14 protein-coding genes are annotated in these 17,638 nt (G+C 56.5%); 6 read left to right on the top strand and 8 right to left on the bottom strand.

Translation table 11 applies throughout. The features are described from left to right. Nucleotides 1-2: 2 nt before the first annotated feature. Nucleotides 3-1,988, top strand: a complete 1,986-nt coding sequence (tkt, locus tag AAIR21_RS15360) for a transketolase (protein WP_434681444.1) — start codon at nt 3-5, stop codon at nt 1,986-1,988. Here the strand turns inward: tkt and AAIR21_RS15355 are convergent. The 3 genes from AAIR21_RS15355 to aegA form a co-directional block, all read right to left on the bottom strand. Next, entirely contained in the window at nt 1,985-3,028 is a 1,044-nt protein-coding gene (locus tag AAIR21_RS15355; protein ID WP_020883076.1) for a DUF1176 domain-containing protein, read from the bottom strand. The genes tkt and AAIR21_RS15355 overlap by 4 nt on opposite strands. 108 nt (nt 3,029-3,136) lie before the next feature. After that, on the bottom strand, nt 3,137-3,727 hold the full coding sequence (gene nudK / locus AAIR21_RS15350) for a GDP-mannose pyrophosphatase NudK (RefSeq protein WP_020883075.1): 591 nt from the start codon (nt 3,725-3,727) through the stop codon (nt 3,137-3,139). 67 nt (nt 3,728-3,794) lie between these two features. Beyond that, complete coding sequence (aegA, locus tag AAIR21_RS15345; protein WP_020883074.1) at nt 3,795-5,771, bottom strand: formate-dependent uric acid utilization protein AegA; 1,977 nt, start codon at nt 5,769-5,771, stop codon at nt 3,795-3,797. 152 nt (nt 5,772-5,923) lie between these two features. Here aegA and narQ point away from each other — a divergent pair, with 152 nt between their 5' ends. Then, entirely contained in the window at nt 5,924-7,618 is a 1,695-nt protein-coding gene (gene narQ, locus AAIR21_RS15340) for a nitrate/nitrite two-component system sensor histidine kinase NarQ (protein WP_020883073.1), read from the top strand. A gap of 142 nt (nt 7,619-7,760) precedes the next feature. Beyond that, the gene (gene acrD / locus AAIR21_RS15335) at nt 7,761-10,874 is read left to right on the top strand and encodes a multidrug efflux RND transporter permease AcrD (RefSeq protein WP_020883072.1); all 3,114 of its coding nucleotides are present in this window, start codon (nt 7,761-7,763) and stop codon (nt 10,872-10,874) included. 109 nt (nt 10,875-10,983) lie between these two features. Here the strand turns inward: acrD and ypfM are convergent, their stop codons facing one another. After that, nucleotides 10,984-11,043: a protein YpfM gene (ypfM, locus tag AAIR21_RS15330; RefSeq protein WP_015572204.1), complete on the bottom strand. Its 60-nt coding sequence runs from the start codon at nt 11,041-11,043 to the stop codon at nt 10,984-10,986. A gap of 387 nt (nt 11,044-11,430) precedes the next feature. Between ypfM and AAIR21_RS15325 the strand changes: the two genes are divergently transcribed. The 3 genes from AAIR21_RS15325 to AAIR21_RS15315 are packed head-to-tail and all read left to right on the top strand — an operon-like array spanning nt 11,431 to nt 13,141. Then, complete coding sequence (locus tag AAIR21_RS15325; protein ID WP_014171109.1) at nt 11,431-11,781, top strand: ArsC family reductase; 351 nt, start codon at nt 11,431-11,433, stop codon at nt 11,779-11,781. A 10-nt stretch (nt 11,782-11,791) separates the two neighbouring features. After that, complete coding sequence (gene dapE, locus AAIR21_RS15320) at nt 11,792-12,919, top strand: succinyl-diaminopimelate desuccinylase (RefSeq protein ID WP_014171110.1); 1,128 nt, start codon at nt 11,792-11,794, stop codon at nt 12,917-12,919. Nucleotides 12,920-12,943: 24 nt separating this feature from the next. Further along, entirely contained in the window at nt 12,944-13,141 is a 198-nt protein-coding gene (locus AAIR21_RS15315; protein WP_014171111.1) for a YpfN family protein, read from the top strand. 36 nt (nt 13,142-13,177) lie between these two features. Here the strand turns inward: AAIR21_RS15315 and ypfH are convergent, their stop codons facing one another. From ypfH to purC, 4 genes are all read right to left on the bottom strand, one after another. Continuing rightward, entirely contained in the window at nt 13,178-13,873 is a 696-nt protein-coding gene (gene ypfH / locus AAIR21_RS15310; protein WP_032680517.1) for an esterase, read from the bottom strand. A gap of 73 nt (nt 13,874-13,946) precedes the next feature. Beyond that, a complete protein-coding gene (locus AAIR21_RS15305; RefSeq protein ID WP_183516116.1) occupies nt 13,947-15,920 on the bottom strand; it encodes a tRNA(Met) cytidine acetyltransferase TmcA in 1,974 nt (657 codons plus the stop codon). Continuing rightward, on the bottom strand, nt 15,920-16,789 hold the full coding sequence (gene ypfJ / locus AAIR21_RS15300; protein ID WP_020883068.1) for a KPN_02809 family neutral zinc metallopeptidase: 870 nt from the start codon (nt 16,787-16,789) through the stop codon (nt 15,920-15,922). The genes AAIR21_RS15305 and ypfJ overlap by 1 nt, the downstream gene beginning before the upstream one ends. 119 nt (nt 16,790-16,908) lie before the next feature. Next, nucleotides 16,909-17,622 carry a phosphoribosylaminoimidazolesuccinocarboxamide synthase gene (gene purC / locus AAIR21_RS15295; RefSeq protein WP_008501631.1) on the bottom strand — a complete coding sequence of 238 codons (714 nt, stop codon included), beginning with the start codon at nt 17,620-17,622 and terminating at the stop codon, nt 16,909-16,911. Nucleotides 17,623-17,638: the final 16 nt, after the last annotated feature.

Here is a 17,638-nt window from a genome sequence, read left to right as displayed (position 1 = left end):
TTATGTCCCGTAAAGAGCTAGCCAATGCCATTCGCGCCCTCAGTATGGATGCCGTGCAGAAGGCCAATTCCGGCCACCCTGGCGCCCCCATGGGCATGGCTGACATTGCCGAAGTGCTGTGGAATGATTTCCTGAAGCACAACCCGAACGACCCCAGCTGGTACGATCGTGACCGTTTTATTCTCTCTAACGGCCACGCCTCCATGCTGCTCTACAGCCTGCTGCACCTTTCCGGCTACGACCTGCCGCTATCCGAGTTAAAAAACTTCCGCCAGCTGCAAAAAACCCCGGGCCACCCGGAGATAGGCTATACGCCGGGTGTGGAGACCACCACCGGGCCGCTCGGCCAGGGGTTAGCCAACGCGGTCGGGCTGGCGATTGCCGAACGCACGCTGGCGGCGCAGTTTAACCAGCCAGACCACGAGATTGTCGATCACTACACTTATGTGTTTATGGGTGACGGCTGTCTGATGGAGGGGATTTCTCACGAAGTCTGTTCGCTGGCGGGCACGCTGGGGCTGGGCAAGCTGATCGGATTTTACGATCACAACGGTATCTCCATCGACGGGGAGACCAAAGGCTGGTTTACCGACGACACGGCAAAACGATTTGAGGCCTACCACTGGCACGTAGTGCATGAAATTGACGGCCACGACCCAGAAGCGGTGAAAAAAGCGATTCAGGAAGCGCAAAGCGTGAAGGACAAACCGTCCCTGATCATCTGTCGCACCACCATCGGTTTCGGCTCACCGAACAAAGCGGGTAAAGAGGAAGCCCACGGCGCGGCGCTGGGTGAAGAAGAAGTGGCGCTGACCCGGCAGAAACTGGGCTGGAAATACCCACCGTTTGAGATCCCGAAAGAGATCTACCGCGAGTGGGACGCCCGCGAAGAGGGTGAAAAAGCCCAGCACGCGTGGAATGAAAAATTTGCCGCCTATCAAAAAGCCCACCCGGAACTGGCCGCTGAATTCTCGCGTCGCATGAGCGGTGGCCTGCCGGAGGACTGGGAAGCGAAAACCCAGGCGCTGATTGAAAATCTGCAGTCTAACCCGGCGAAAATTGCCACCCGTAAGGCCTCGCAAAACACGCTGAACGCCATCGGCCCCCTCCTGCCCGAACTGCTGGGCGGCTCCGCAGATCTGGCTCCAAGTAACCTGACCATCTGGTCTGGCTCAAAATCGCTGAAAGAGGATATTGCCGGAAACTATATCCACTACGGGGTGCGTGAGTTCGGGATGACCGCCATTGCCAATGGCATCGCCCATCACGGCGGGTTTGTGCCCTACACCGCCACCTTCCTGATGTTCGTTGAGTATGCCCGTAACGCGGCGCGTATGGCGGCATTAATGAAAGCGCGGCAGATCATGGTCTACACCCACGATTCGATTGGTCTGGGTGAAGACGGTCCCACGCATCAGGCCGTTGAGCAGCTGGCGAGCCTGCGTTTAACGCCAAACTTCAGCACCTGGCGTCCGTGCGATCAGGTCGAAGCGGCGGTTGGCTGGAAGCTGGCGGTTGAGCGCCACACGGGGCCAACGGCATTAATTCTGTCGCGGCAAAACCTGGCCCAGATTGAACGCACGCCGGAGCAGGTAAAAAATATCGCCCGCGGCGGGTACATCCTGAAAGACAGCGGCGGCAAACCGGATGTCATCCTGATTGCTACCGGTTCTGAGGTGGAAATTACCGTGAAGGCTGCGGAAAAACTGACCGCCGAAGGTCATGCGGTACGCGTGGTATCCCTGCCGTCCACCGACATTTTTGATGCTCAGGATGAGGCCTACCGTGAATCGGTCCTGCCCTCTAACGTCGCAGCCCGTGTGGCCGTCGAGGCGGGTATCGCCGACTACTGGTACAAATATGTCGGGCTGAAAGGTGCTATCGTCGGGATGCGTGGGTACGGCGAGTCGGCGCCTGCCGACAAGCTGTTCCCGTATTTTGGCTTTACCGTTGAGAATGTGGTTGAGAAGGCGCTGAGCGTAATTTAGCGCGTGATCCACAACGTGGGCCAGGCATCTGGCCCATTCCAGTTATCGCAGCTGGGCTCTTCTGCATAACGCACCAGGCGGAAACGCTGGCCGTCAAAACGCCAGCGCGTCTGGACCCCACAATCGCCAATACCGCGCCCCAGCGCGAGCGTAGTCAGCTCGCGCGTTTTCTCATCAAAGCGGGCATTCATCAATTCGATTTCACTGCTATCGTCTGCAGGGGTGAAAGGCAGACGCAGCCTTACACTGCGGGAAGAAAACGGCTTTTTGCGCGATACCAGCCAGGCCAGATCGACCGTGTTATACGCCCCTGCCTCACAGCTAATAATCAGCAATGCTTTTTCATCGGTTAACGCGGTAACGCGCACTTCACGGCGGTTAGGATCGAGCGAGCACTGGCTGTTGTTCATCCGCCAGGTGCCATAATCCAGCAGGTCGTTCAATTCGGCGTGGGAGAGCGGCGTCGGCGTCGGATTGACTACCGCCACCTTTTTTAAGGCGGGTGCAGGCGGCACGCTTAACGGCGGATCGTCACCTTTTTTAATCCAGGCCGTTTCACTCCCGACACGTTTCTGCTGCGCGTCAATAAACAACAGCGCGGCTTTCAGGCCGTTCAGAGAGATAACCTGGTCACCGCCGCGCAAGGTCAGGGCTTTTCCTTCCTGGATATTTTTCAGAAACGCCGTGATGGTGGCGGCATCATCACTTTTCAGATGCCACGGGGTTAACTGCCAGTGCTGCCGATCCAGCTTGAGAGGAACCTTATCCAGCAACAACCGCGGCGCAATATCCGCTTCTTTCACGGCAGGGTCAGCAAGGCCGCCGAGATCGATACGCAGCGTAGCGTCGGTTTTCGCGCCGGCACTGCGGCTGAGCGTCATGACCAGCCCCCGGTGTTCACCGGTATTGCGTGCGAGGCAAAAATTCTGGTTATTGCAGGTCACCTGCCAGTCAGAAAATAATTGCTGGGCAGGCGCAGCCCACACCTGCGAGGAGGTGAGCACGCAAAACAGGCAGAGAAGAGAGACGCAATAGCGCATGAATGGCACAATCCCGGAACGAAAACGCTTAACTGGGCTGTATCTTCGTGTTCCCGCCCGGGTTGCTCAATCGGATTTATCGGATAGATTTATCCGAAATACATTCTATCACCGTTCGAAAGAGGCGTTCATCAGCCCGGTCGTTTGAAGATACTGTAGTAATATCACAGCTTTACCATCCCTGATTTCCCCGGCATGCATCATCTCCAGCGCCCGGGAAAACGGCAACTCCAGCACTTCAATATCTTCATCTTCCACGCCACCGCCGCGGTGAGTACGCTGCGCATCGCTGTATTCCGCGATGAAGAAGTGGACGATTTCCGTCACGCCGCCAGGAGACATAAACAGCTCGAAGACCTTTTTGACCTCTCCCACTTCAAAGCCAGTCTCTTCGACGGCCTCTTTGCGGATGCACACTTCCGGCTCGTCGTCATCAAGCAGGCCCGCACAGGTTTCAATCAACCTGCCGTCAGGGTTGCCATTGACCCATGTTGCTACCCTGAACTGACGGATCAGCACCACACTCTGCTTTTCACGGTTATAGAGCAAAATGGTGGCGCCATTGCCGCGGTCATAGACCTCGCGTTTATGGCGGATCACTTCACCGTTATTACGGGTTAAATCGTAAGTGATGTTACGCAGGACAAAGTAGTTTTCAGAAAGGATTTTGTCTTTGATAACGTCAATTTTCAGGGTCATACGGGCTCCACGACACAATGAGTCTTCCTATAGTACGCCGTGAAACCCGCTTTGTCGCCCGCCTGGTTTAGTGCATTTTCGGCACACTGACCTCAAGCCAGTCGAGGATCCCCCGCGCCGCATGACGCCCTTCCGCCATCGCCGTCACCACCAGATCAGCGCCGCGCACCGCATCACCGCCGGCGAAAATTTGCGGGTTAGACGTCTGGTAACGATAGCGGCTTTCCACCGAGGCAATGATTCGCCCCCAGTCATCGGTGTTGACGCCCTGACTCTCCAGCCAGGGCATGGCATGTGGGTTAAAGCCAAAAGCCATAATCACCGCATCGGCCGGCATGACAAACTCGCTGCCCTCCACCGGGACGGGTCGACGACGCCCCTGCGCATCCGGCTCTCCCATCCGGGTGCGCAGCATCCGGATGCCGTTAACCTTGCCGTCAGCAGCAAGGGTCAATTCAACGGGCTGGACGTTAAATTCAAATGCGGCTCCCTCTTCTTTCGCATTCTTCACCTCTTTTTTCGAGCCCGGCATATTGGCTTCATCCCGGCGATAGGCGCAGGTGACTTTTGCCGCGCCGTGACGTAACGCGGTGCGCACGCAGTCCATTGCGGTATCCCCCCCGCCCAGCACCACCACGTTGAGCCCACGGGTGTCGATAAACGGTTCGTTGGCCGTCGCGTCCAGCCCCATGACGTGGCGCGTGTTCCCCACCAGGAACGGCAACGCATCGTAGACACCCGGCGCATCTTCATGGGGGATGCCCGCTTTCATCGAACGATAGGTTCCCACGCCAATAAACAGGGCGTCGTAATCTGTTTGCAACTGAGACAACGACACATCGCTGCCCACGTCGCAGTTCAGCTCGAAGTGAACCCCCATCGCAGTAAAAATCTCTCTGCGTCGTGCGAGCAGGGATTTATCCAGCTTAAAGGCCGGAATGCCGAATGTCAGCAAGCCGCCGATTTCGGGATGCCTGTCATAGACCGTCACGCTCACCCCGCTGCGCACCAGCACATCCGCGCATGCCAGCCCGGCAGGCCCCGCGCCGATAATCGCGACGCGTTTTCCCACCGAAGAAACGCCAGACATATCCGGTCGCCAGCCCAACGCCAGCGCCTGGTCAGAGATGTAGCGCTCGAGGTTGCCAATGGTCACCGACCCTGACGCATCGCGCGCGGTGCAGGCACCTTCACATAACCTGTCCTGCGGGCAGACCCGGCCGGTAATTTCAGGTAAACAGTTGGTCTGATGAGAAAGTTCGACCGCGCCGAGGATGTCACCGGCGTTAATCCGTTCAATCCACTGCGGAATGTGGTTGTGCAGCGGGCAGGTCCATTCACATATGCTGTGCTCCCCGCATTTCAGGCAGCGCGATGCCTCGCGTCTGGCCTGTTCGGTCCGAAACGGCAGGTATATTTCATTGAAATGGCCAACCCGCTCTTCGGCAGCCAGTTTGTCGGGCTCGCCGCGTGGTGGTGTGTTGTGCATTTGCTGCAGTTTGGTGGGTGCCGTCCCCTCGCTGACTGCCTCACTGTGCCAGGGTTGCGCCTCCAGCCTGGCGGTGCGCTGACGGCGCGATTTTGCCAGGTTATCCAGCACCTCTGGCGTCGCCAGCGTCAGCACATCTGCCGGGCAATTTTCGATACAGGCCGGGCCCTGCGGGCGGGTCAGGCAGAGATCGCATTTATACGCCGAGGCTTTTGCACTGCCGTTGTCGAGTGGCGTAACGATAATCTCCATCGTGCCGAAGGGACAGGCAACCACGCAGGCTTTACAACCGATGCATTTTTGTTGATTCACCTGTACGCTGTCATCGCGTTTGCTGATGGCGCCGTTCGGGCAACTGAGTGCACACGGGGCATTTTCACAGTGGTGACAGGTGACGGGGCTGTTCTGCGCGCCAGAGTTAAGGACCGTAATACGGGGATGGAAATGGCGCTTGCTCAGGACATGTTGCTCATCATTATGCGCCATTACGCAGGCAACTTCGCAGGCGTGGCACCCAATACATTGCTGGCTGTTAGCCATAATAAAACGATTCATAACGACACCTGTTTTTGGTTCAATAACCTTATTCTTTGTATGAATATGGTATTTACTCATCACAGCGTCGTCAGGCAATGTTCAATTACCCGGAATGCCAAACTATTTCCAGTGAACCTGTGGCAGATCAATTTTATTCAGGAAGCCGTTCTGTGACCGTTAAACGCCCTGTTTCCGCAAGCCTGGCCTGGGCTTTCTTTTCGATGATTGTGTTATCCGTTCTGACCAGCACCGTCGCGCTGCTGACGCTTGCCAGCAGCCAGCGTGACGCCGAAGCCATCAATATTGCGGGTTCACTGCGTATGCAGAGTTACCGGCTGGGCTATGAGATGCAGCGCAATAGCCCTTCCCTGACACAGCATCGCCAACACTGGCAACACACCCTGAGCGCACCTGCACTCCAAAAGCTGAACCGCTGGTACGTGCCGGACGATGTCAAACAGCGCTACCAGCAGCTGCATCTGGCCTGGCAGGAGATGGATACGCACATCGCCCGCGGCGATCTCGCGTGGTATCAAACCCATATCGAAGATTTTGTTGGCCGTATTGATGCCTTTGTGCTCGCCCTTCAGCACTATACCGAACATAAAATTCAGACGGTGACCCTGCTCTCTCTGGCTGGCGCGCTGGGGATCCTGCTGCTGACGGTGTTTACCCTGCGACGCATCCGTCGCCAGGTGGTCTTGCCGCTCAACAATCTGGTCGCCGCAAGCGAACGCGTTGAACGGGGACAATTTGATACCCCGGCACCGGATACCGCTTTGCCGAATGAACTCGGTCAGCTGTCCCGCGCCTTTAACCATATGTCGGCGGAGTTACACACCCTCTATCGCTCGCTTGAAGATTCGGTTGCGGAAAAGACCCGGCACCTGAACGAGGCGCATCAGCAGCTCGAAATGCTGTTCAAATGTTCGCAGGCGCTCAACACCGGACAGATAGACAGTCACTGTTTCCGGCATATATTGCAAATCGTCCATGAATACACCCGGATGAATTATCTGGAGTTACGGACCAGCGACGACTGGCGTCTGTGTGAAGGGAGTGAGGCAGCCGACATGCCGCTGCAAAACCTGCCGGTGCTGATGCAGGACACGCTCTACGGCGAGCTGCGCTGGCAGAGCGAGACGGACAGCGTCCCGCTTCCGCTGATGAGAAGCGTGGCGACAATGCTCGGGCGCGGGCTTTACTTCAACCAGGCGCAAAAGCATTACCAGCAGTTGCTGCTGATGGAGGAGCGCGCGACGATTGCCCGCGAACTGCATGATTCCCTCGCGCAGGTGTTGTCGTATCTGCGGATCCAGCTTGCGCTGCTTAAGCGTGCCGTACCGCAAGAGAATGCCCCGGCGCAAACCATCATCACCGACTTCTCCCGCGAGCTTAACAATGCCTGGCATCAGCTTCGCGAGCTGCTCACCACCTTCCGCCTGACGCTCAACCACGCTAACCTGCCGGCAGCCCTTCAGGAGTCACTCGACGGCCTGCAGAGCCAGACGCAGGCAAAGCTGCATCTTGACTGTCGCCTCTCCTCGCTGGCCCTTGACGCACAAAAGCAGGTGCATCTGCTGCAGATCGTGCGTGAAGCGGTGTTGAACGCAATCAAGCACGCGCAGGCCAGCGAGATCACCGTAAGCTGTATCACCGCCGTGGACGGCACGCACAGCGTGAGCATTCGCGACAATGGCATCGGGATTGGCGAAGCCAGCGAGCCGCCGGGACATTACGGGCTGAATATAATGCGTGAACGCGCGGAACGGCTCGGCGGTACCCTGCACTTTTCGCAGCCACAAAATGGGGGAACGCAGGTGAGCGTGACATTCCCTTCGTCGCTGGCGTTAACAGGTAAATAACCGTAAAGGGGGCAGCGCAGAGAAACGCGCATGATAATTTACATTATCTCCTTTATTTCTCCACGTTTGGTCTTCGTCTTGCCGCTAAAGTGGTACGGGCAATAAACAATAATGACGTGCAGCAAAACGAGGTCAATTTTTCATGGCGAATTTTTTCATCGATCGCCCCATTTTTGCCTGGGTACTTGCCATTCTGTTGTGTCTGACAGGTGTCCTGGCCATTACTTCACTTCCCGTTGAGCAATACCCCGATCTGGCACCCCCTAACGTGCGTGTCACAGCAAACTATCCCGGCGCCTCGGCACAGACGCTGGAAAATACCGTGACGCAGGTTATCGAGCAGAACATGACGGGTCTGGATAACCTGATGTACATGTCCTCACAAAGCAGTGCCACGGGCCAGGCGACGGTGACCCTGAGCTTTACGGCCGGGACTGACCCGGATGAAGCGGTGCAGCAGGTACAAAACCAGCTGCAGTCAGCCATGCGAAAACTGCCGCAGGCAGTGCAAAATCAGGGCGTTACCGTACGTAAAACGGGGGATACCAATATTTTGACCATCGCGTTTGTCTCCACCGATGGTTCCATGGATAAGCAGGATATTGCGGACTACGTTGCCAGTAACATTCAGGACCCGCTCAGCCGTATTAACGGTGTAGGGGATATCGACGCCTACGGGTCACAATATTCAATGCGCATCTGGCTCGATCCTGACAAGCTGAACAGCTTCCAGATGACGGCGACTGACGTGACGGACGCCATCAAATCGCAGAACGCCCAGATTGCCGTAGGGCAGCTGGGAGGAACGCCTTCCGTCGAAAAACAAGCCCTGAATGCCACCATTAACTCGCAATCGTTGCTTCAGACTCCGGACCAGTTCCGCAACATCACCCTGCGCGTGAATCAGGACGGTTCAGAAGTGCGGCTGGGCGATGTCGCCACGGTGGAAATGGGCGCGGAAAAGTACGACTACCTGAGCCGCTTTAACGGTAATCCCGCCTCCGGCCTGGGGATTAAACTGGCCTCCGGCGCAAATGAAATGGCGACGGCGAAACTGGTGTTAGACCGCCTGGACGAGCTGTCGAACTATTTCCCTCACGGCCTTGAATACAAAGTCGCCTACGAAACCACCTCCTTCGTTAAAGCGTCGATTGAGGATGTGGTGAAGACCCTGCTGGAAGCCATCGCGCTGGTCTTCCTGGTCATGTACCTGTTCCTGCAAAACTTCCGGGCGACGCTGATCCCGACCATAGCCGTCCCCGTGGTCCTGCTGGGCACCTTCGCGGTGCTTTACGCGTTTGGCTACAGCATCAACACGCTGACGATGTTTGCAATGGTGCTGGCAATTGGCCTTCTGGTGGATGACGCCATCGTGGTGGTTGAAAACGTCGAGCGCATCATGAGCGAGGAAGGCCTTTCCCCGCGCCAGGCCACGCGTAAATCGATGGGGCAAATACAGGGCGCGTTAGTCGGCATCGCCATGGTGCTTTCGGCGGTCTTTATCCCGATGGCCTTCTTTGGCGGCACAACCGGCGCCATTTACCGCCAGTTCTCGATAACCATCGTCTCGGCAATGGTGCTTTCGGTACTGGTGGCGCTGATCCTGACCCCTGCGCTCTGCTCTACCCTTCTTAAGCCTTTGCACAAAGGCGAGCAGCATGGTCAGAAAGGGTTCTTCGGCTGGTTTAACCGCATGTTTAACCGCAATGCCGCGCGTTATGAATCCGCTGTCGGTAAAGTGTTGCACCGCAGCCTGCGCTGGATGCTGATTTACGTAGTGCTGCTGGGTGGAATGGTCTGGCTATTCCTGCATCTGCCTACCTCGTTCCTGCCAATGGAGGACCGGGGAATGTTCACCACCTCCGTGCAACTTCCGAGCGGCGCGACGCAGCAGCAGACGCTAAAAGTGGTCGAAAAAGTCGAACAGTACTTCTTCACCCAGGAGAAAGATAATGTGGTGTCGGTCTTCTCCACCGTGGGCTCTGGCCCGGGCGGTAACGGGCAGAACGTTGCCCGTATGTTTGTACGCCTGAAGGACTGGGACGAGCGCGACACAAAAACGGGGACCGCGTCGGCCATCATTGAACGCGCAACCCACGCGTTTACGAAGATCAACGAAGCGCGCGTCTTTGCCAGCAGCCCACCGGCCATTAGCGGGCTGGGCAGTTCTGCCGGGTTTGACATGGAACTGCAGGATCACGCCGGTGCAGGCCACACGGCGCTGATGGCGGCGCGCGATAAGCTGTTAGCGCTGGCGGGCAAAGACGCTGACCTGACCCGCGTTCGTCATAATGGCCTGGATGACAGCCCGCAGCTGCAGGTGGATATTGATCAGCGTAAGGCGCAGGCTCTGGGTGTTTCCATCGACGACATTAACGACACCCTGCAGACGGCCTGGGGCTCAAGCTATGTGAATGACTTTATGGATCGTGGGCGTGTGAAAAAAGTGTATGTCCAGTCCGCCGCGCCGTTCCGTATGTTGCCGAATGATATTAACCGCTGGTTTGTTCGTAATAACGCAGGCGGGATGGTGCCGTTCTCGGCGTTCGCCTCGTCGCACTGGGAGAGTGGTTCGCCGCGTCTGGAACGCTATAACGGCTATTCGGCGGTAGAAATCGTCGGTGAAGCCGCGCCGGGCGTCAGTACCGGTACCGCCATGGACACCATGGAGAAACTGGTGCAACAGCTGCCTGCCGGGTTTGGGCTGGAGTGGACGGCGATGTCTTATCAGGAGCGGCTCTCCGGGGCACAGGCGCCTGCGCTTTACGCGCTTTCCCTGCTGGTGGTCTTCCTCTGTCTTGCCGCGCTGTATGAAAGCTGGTCCGTTCCGTTCTCGGTCATGCTGGTGGTGCCGCTTGGCGTCATCGGTGCGCTGCTGGCGACCTGGATGCGCGGTCTGGAGAATGATGTGTACTTCCAGGTAGGGCTGCTCACCGTGATCGGCCTGTCGGCGAAAAACGCGATCCTGATTGTTGAGTTTGCCAACGAGATGAATGCCAAAGGTCACGAGCTGATGGCGGCCACACTGCATGCCTGCCGTCAGCGCTTGCGTCCGATCCTGATGACGTCGCTGGCATTTGTCTTTGGGGTATTACCTATGGCAACCAGCACCGGTGCGGGCTCCAGCAGCCAGCATGCGGTAGGTACAGGGGTGATGGGAGGCATGATTTCGGCAACCGTCCTGGCCATTTATTTTGTACCGCTGTTCTTTGTGCTGGTGCGTCGCCGCTTCCCGCTAAAGGAACGTCCTGAATAACAGTACGTAATAAAAAAGGCGGCTCTCAGGGCCGCCTTTTAGGGTGTGTGATTAATTCACACTATGGTTATTTTACTTATTTAAGTGCTCTTGCAATTCTTACTGAATGTCATTTACGAAGCATGCCTTCGATAAAATCTTTCCAGTTCCCCAGTTCACGTTCAATCATAACTACCTCTCTTATTATTATGCGCATTCTACGAAAACGTATCATCATTGTGAAGACCGTCTAACCTATCGCTGTGATTGTACCCCGCTACTGTCAGGGATTTGTGATAAATATGAACGCAGGGCCTTAAATTTTGTGTGACGCTCAGCAATATTTTGAAATAACCATACAGGCAGGTGAGATTTAAATTACCGCCTGAGTTCATTAGCATTTTCGGTCTTATGGACATCTATGCTTAAATGATGAAAGAATATTCAGCGTACAGTTGTGAGTTGAATTAAGAAGAAGTGTAAATCAAGACAATTCCTGAATGTGTTATATTCCACTTAAGGATATATCTTCGAAATTACTGAACATTTAATCATCATAAGAACAAAAGGATTCACCATGGTTGTGATGTACGGCATTAAAAATTGCGACACCATCAAAAAAGCACGCCGGTGGCTGGAAGCGAACAACGTGGAGTACCGTTTCCATGACTATCGCGTTGACGGGCTTGATGCAGAATTTCTGCATACCGCTATCAAGGAACTGGGTTGGGAGGCGCTGCTGAATACCCGTGGTACCACCTGGCGTAAACTGGATGAAGCCGTCCGGGCTGGCATCAACGACGCCGACAGTGCCGCCAAACTGATGCTCGAAATGCCGGCAATCATCAAACGCCCATTGCTCTGCGCGCCCGGGCAGCCTATGCTGCTGGGTTTCAGTGAAACCCTTTATTCCGACTTTTTTCGTTGAGGTGTAGTTTATGTCATGCCCGGTCATTGAGCTGACTCAGCAGCTTATTCGCCGTCCCTCCCTTAGCCCGGACGACGCAGGTTGTCAGGCATTAATGATTGAGCGCCTGCGTGCCATCGGTTTCACCGTTGAACGCATGGACGTTGGCGACACCCAGAACTTCTGGGCGTGGCGCGGTCAGGGCGAAACGCTGGCCTTTGCCGGACATACCGACGTCGTTCCCGCAGGTGATGCGGATCGCTGGATCAACCCGCCGTTTGAACCGACCATCCGCGATGGCATGTTGTTCGGGCGCGGTGCGGCAGACATGAAAGGCTCGCTGGCGGCGATGGTCGTGGCGGCAGAGCGCTTCGTTGCCCAACATCCGAACCACAGAAACCGCCTCGCGTTTCTGATCACCTCTGACGAAGAAGCCAGCGCCCATAACGGCACCGTGAAGGTCGTTGAGGCGCTGATGGCCCGTAATGAGCGTCTCGACTACTGCCTGGTCGGCGAGCCGTCCAGTACGGAAGTGGTGGGAGACGTCGTCAAAAATGGTCGCCGTGGTTCGCTGACCTGCAATTTGACCCTTCATGGCGTTCAGGGGCACGTTGCCTATCCACACCTGGCCGATAACCCGGTCCATCGCGCGGCACCGATGCTGAACGAACTGGTGACCATTGAGTGGGACAAAGGCAATGAGTTCTTCCCGCCGACCAGCATGCAGATTGCAAACCTGAAGGCCGGTACCGGCAGCAACAACGTGATCCCGGGTGATTTCTTTGTCCAGTTTAACTTCCGCTTCAGCACTGAACTGACCGATGAGATGATCAAAGCGCGCGTTATCGCGCTGCTGGAAAAATATAATCTGCGTTACACCGTGGACTGGTGGCTTTCCGGCCAGCCGTTCCTGACCCAGCGCGGCAAACTGGTGGATGCGGTAGTGAACGCCATCGAGCACTATAATGAAATTAAGCCACAACTGCTGACGACAGGTGGCACCTCAGACGGACGCTTTATTGCCCGGATGGGGGCCCAGGTTGTCGAACTGGGGCCGGTGAACGCAACCATTCATAAAATCAATGAATGTGTGAATGCTGCTGATTTGCAGCTGCTGGCCCGTATGTATCAACGAATTATGGAGCAACTCGTCGCCTGACGAACGCTCTGAGAGGAATAGCGAATGGACTGGCTTTCAAAGTACTGGTGGATTCTGGTGTTAGTGTTTCTGGTCGGCGTGTTACTTAACGTCATTAAAGATCTTAAGCGTGTTGATCACAAAAAGTTTCTCGCCAACAAACCGGATCTTCCACCGCATCGTGATTTTAACGATAAGTGGGACGATGATGACGACTGGCCGAAGAAAGACCAGAAGAAGTGATTCTCTGTCCCCTCTCCTGTGGGAGAGGGGGCTACATCACATAAACTCGACGATATCATCGTCATTTGGCTTGCCGCCGCTGAGCGCTTCATCAAAGTAGTGCTTCGGTACGGTATAACGCAGATGATCAAGCGCAAACTGCATGCTGCGGTCATCAATCGCGTGCCCCAGATCGTCTACAATATCCAGCGTCACATCCCCGCCTTCGCGGATCAGTGCTTCCTGCGCGGCAACCGCATGCGAAAGTTCAATCACACGGTCTTCACCACCGTGGATCAGATGGATCGTGGTCTGCGTCGTCGCGCGTTGCGGTAACGTCGCAAAGCGACCGTTAAAAGCAATCACACGCGACACCAGGCCTGGCTGCGCTTTTACGCTCTCCAGGGACATGATAGACCCTTGCGAAAAGCCAATCAGCGCGGTCGCATCGGCACCAACGCCGCTCTGCTGCTGCCAGTAACGCACGGTGTCGATAAAGACAGGCATGACGGCGTCAATACGTGCCTGACGGTTCTCTTCCGTAACGCCCTGAACGGAGAACCACTGCCGTCCGTTCGGACCACACGGCTCCACCCCGCCAATACTGACAATCAGCGCCTGCGGAAATACCGGGGCAAACCAGCTGCCAATCTGGCCCATATTGACGGCATTATCGCCAACACCATGAAACAGAAGCAGTAACTGTTTAGCCGGTTTATCAGGGCTTTGAACAACAAAATGATCGTGTTTCATGGCGGTCTCCTTATTTGATGGCCTGGATTCTACGCCTCTCAGGAGGAATGACCATGCCACTTTACTGAAGAAGTCATTGAAAAAATTGCCATTGCAAAATGTCGTCTTTCAGCTGCTGACAGCGTGCAGGTTCAAGGCTTTCAAGCGCTTGCGCCGTTTCACTGCGAAGCCTGGCCAGTAACGCTTTTCGCCCCGAAAGAAGCAGTTCAGCGCTGAGCCGGGCGTCATCACTTCTCGCCTCCACTTTCCCGCGCAGAGCGGGCAGCGGCATGTCCACGCTTAGCAGCAACCGCGTTAACGCCGCGACGGAGGTAGAAAACGCGCGGTGGGCAAAGGCAAAGCCCGCCAGCTCCAGCCAGTCGTCACTATTAAGGGTAGCCTCCCAGCCATCGTCCACCGGGATCTTTTCACCGTTCAGGGCCGATAACACGCGCGCATCGCGGCGCAGTCGCTGATGCGCCTGCTCACACAGCTGTCGCCCCGCGTCGCTGAGGGGCAGCAAGGCCATTGCGGTATAACAGCCGCTGCTGGCTTCGCGATGGCTGCCCATGCGCACCAGCACAAAGCCGCATCGCTGCCAGAAACGCCACAGTTCATCGGTATAGCCAAAGCTCACCGACAGGTAATCCTCGCCGCTTGCGTTGCGGATCAGTGCCTGTCCGATGCCTTCCCGTTGACGACGAGGATGTACCGCTATTCGGGTCACCCGTCGGCCTTTGAGCGTTGCCGCCAGCGGGGAGCCGCCATGCGCGGCAAGGGACTGCGCCACCAGGTTCCCGCGAGGACGGCGGAACCCCGCCCAGACGGCACGGCTGAGCTGCGCCGTTAATCCCCCCTCTTCCACCAGCCAGAGCGCCCCGGCAATGACAGAGTCCGTTTGGGCGACGGCGAAGTGCTGGCCGGGCGCGTCCATCATGCGGCGTAAATCAAGCGGTGAGGTGCGGTAATGTGCCGCACAAAGCAGCTCATACACACTCGCCGCCAACGCCGGGTTGCTCGCCCAGGCTTCCGGAGCCAGAGAGGTCAACTGTATGGCGCCTGTTGGGCTGCGATCGATAAGCGTATCGTCAAACAGCAGTGCGCTGGCGACGACCCGCTCAAGAGGACATCCTGCAGCCCAGCGTACCGGGGTTGATAAGGTATACCGCTGCAACCCGCTGAACCGGCTACAGAATTTAAGCAGAAAGCCTCTTCCAGTTCCTTCGTAACCCTGCACCGTTGTGGTCAGCAGGACGCGCGGGAAACGGTCGACCAGCTTTTCAAGCAGCGGTCCGGGGATGGCGGCGGCTTCGTCGACAATCAGCCAGTCGGCCTGCTCCTCAGAGGCCAGCAGCGCGTCCGGGGCCATAAAGTGAAAACGTTCGCCGGCAAAACGGGCGATAACCTCCGTCGCCCCCTTTGATGGCGCGGTGACAATGGCACTGCCCTGCGTGCGGCTCAGCAGCATGCCCGCCAGCGCAGACTTTCCGCGTCCGCGCGGGGCCGTAACGGCCACAACGCCGCGTTTCATGGCCAGGAGTGCTGCCAGGATCTCAGCCTGCTCGCGCTGCGGCGCACCGCTGGCAGGCTGCCAGTCAGGGGCGTCGGATCGTGCAGGGAGCGATAAAGGCTGGTGCTGAAGCCAGACTATCGCCTCAGGATCCTCGGCAATCGTCCGGCAAAAGTGGTGAATAAAATTTGGCGTGGCGATGGGTTCGGCGCTGTCACTCCAGCGCAGGGAATCGCTGTCAGGTTGTTCCGCCCACACGTCAGGGGGCGGTACCAGCAGCACCAGAAGGCTACCGGCACGCAGCGTCCCGCTCAGGGCCGCAAAGGCTGAGACGTCAAACCCGGCGCGGGCATCAAAAATTGCGTGCCGGAACTCGCGTCCCAGCAGCCCGCTGATGGCTCTGGACACGTTATCCGCCAGCCACAGCCAGTCTCCGGGCAAGGCATCACGCAGGGCTGATGCCTGCGTGAATGTCCACTGCTCATCGCCGCTGAGCACCACCAGCCGACGATGACCTTTGTGCTCAAGCTCGCGAATCAGATGTTCAAACGCCACCATTACATGGCTTTGCCGAAGGTATTACACTGCGCCGGGTCACCGCTGTCGAAACCGCGTTTGAACCAGCTGTATCGTTGTTGTGATGTGCCGTGAGTAAAGCTGTCGGGGACGACGCGGCCCTGGCTCTGCTGCTGAAGACGATCGTCACCGATAGCCTGCGCGGCATTGAGCGCCTCTTCCAGGTCACCGGATTCCAGCACGCCCTGCTGCTGCATGTTGTGCCCCCAGACGCCCGCGAAGCAGTCCGCCTGCAGTTCCATGCGTACGGAAAGACGGTTTACCTCAGCCTGAGAGGCGTTTTGCTGAAGCTGGCGTACTTTGGGTTCTATCCCCAGCAGTTTTTGCACATGGTGCCCGACTTCATGCGCAATGACGTAGCCCTGGGCAAAATCGCCGTCAGCGCCAAGCTTGCGTTTCATGTCATCATAGAAAGAGAGATCGATATAGACGGTGCTGTCTGCCGGACAGTAGAACGGCCCCATCACCGACTGTCCGGTGCCGCATCCGGTACGGGTTGCGCCACGGTACATCACCAGCTTGGGTTGCTGATAGGTACGCCCCATTTTCTCGAACAGCTGACCCCAGGTTTCTTCTGTGGTGGCGAGAATAACGGAGGTAAATTTGGCCGCTTCATCCTCGTTCGGGCTGATTGAGCGCTCAGAATGCTGCTGTTGCTGCAGAGGCTGGCCGGTCATTAAACCGGTCAGATCGACACCGTAGTACCCCGCGACCAGCACCACAATCAGCAGAATAATCCCGCCCTTTCCGCTGGGTAACCGGAAGCCAGGCCCCCCCATTGAAGGACCGCCGCCGCTATCGCTGCGCCTGTCTTCTACATTGTCACTTTCACGACGCCCTTGCCAGCGCATAACCACCTCGAACTATTCCATTAATAATAGCTATGATCGTAGGCGGTTAACGGCAAGATTACCATAGGAAACAAGGGTAAGACGCCAAAGGATATACATATCCTTTGGCGATGAGGGAGTTAGTCGAGCTTAACGCCTAAACGGTGAGCAACCGCTTCGTACGCTTCAATCAGGCCACCCAGGCTCTGACGGAAACGGTCTTTGTCCATTTTATCCAGCGTTTCTTTATCCCACAGACGGCTGCCGTCCGGAGAGAACTCATCACCCAGAACCACTTCGCCTTTGAACAGGCCGAACTCCAGTTTGAAGTCGACGAGGATCAGACCCGCGTCATCAAACAGTTTTTTCAGCACGTCGTTGGCTTTGTAGGTCAGTTCTTTCATGCGCGCCAGGTTCTCTTTATTCACCCAGCCGAAGGTTTCGCAGTAAGAGTCATTGACCATCGGATCGTGCATGGCATCGTTTTTCAGGAACAGGTCAAAAAGCGGTGGATTCAGCTCAATACCTTCTTCAATACCAAGACGCTTCACCAGGGAGCCTGCTGCGCGGTTACGAATGACGCACTCAACCGGAACCATATCCAGTTTTTTCACCAGACATTCCGTATCGGACAACAGTGCTTCCATCTGGGTCGGGATACCCGCTTCGGCCAGTTTGGTCATAATGAAGTGGTTGAACTTGTTGTTCACCATGCCTTTACGATCGAACTGCTCAATGCGTGCGCCATCCCCTGCTGACGTATCATTGCGGAACTCGAGCACCAACAGATCCGGGTTTTCCGTGCTGTATACGGTCTTCGCTTTGCCACGATACAACTCAGCTTGCTTCTGCATCTTCATTACTCCTGGT

Source organism: Enterobacter sp. PTB (assembly GCF_051130085.1).
Taxonomy (GTDB): Bacteria; Pseudomonadota; Gammaproteobacteria; order Enterobacterales; family Enterobacteriaceae; genus Enterobacter; species Enterobacter ludwigii.
This window is presented reverse-complemented; position numbering and strand designations above follow the sequence as displayed.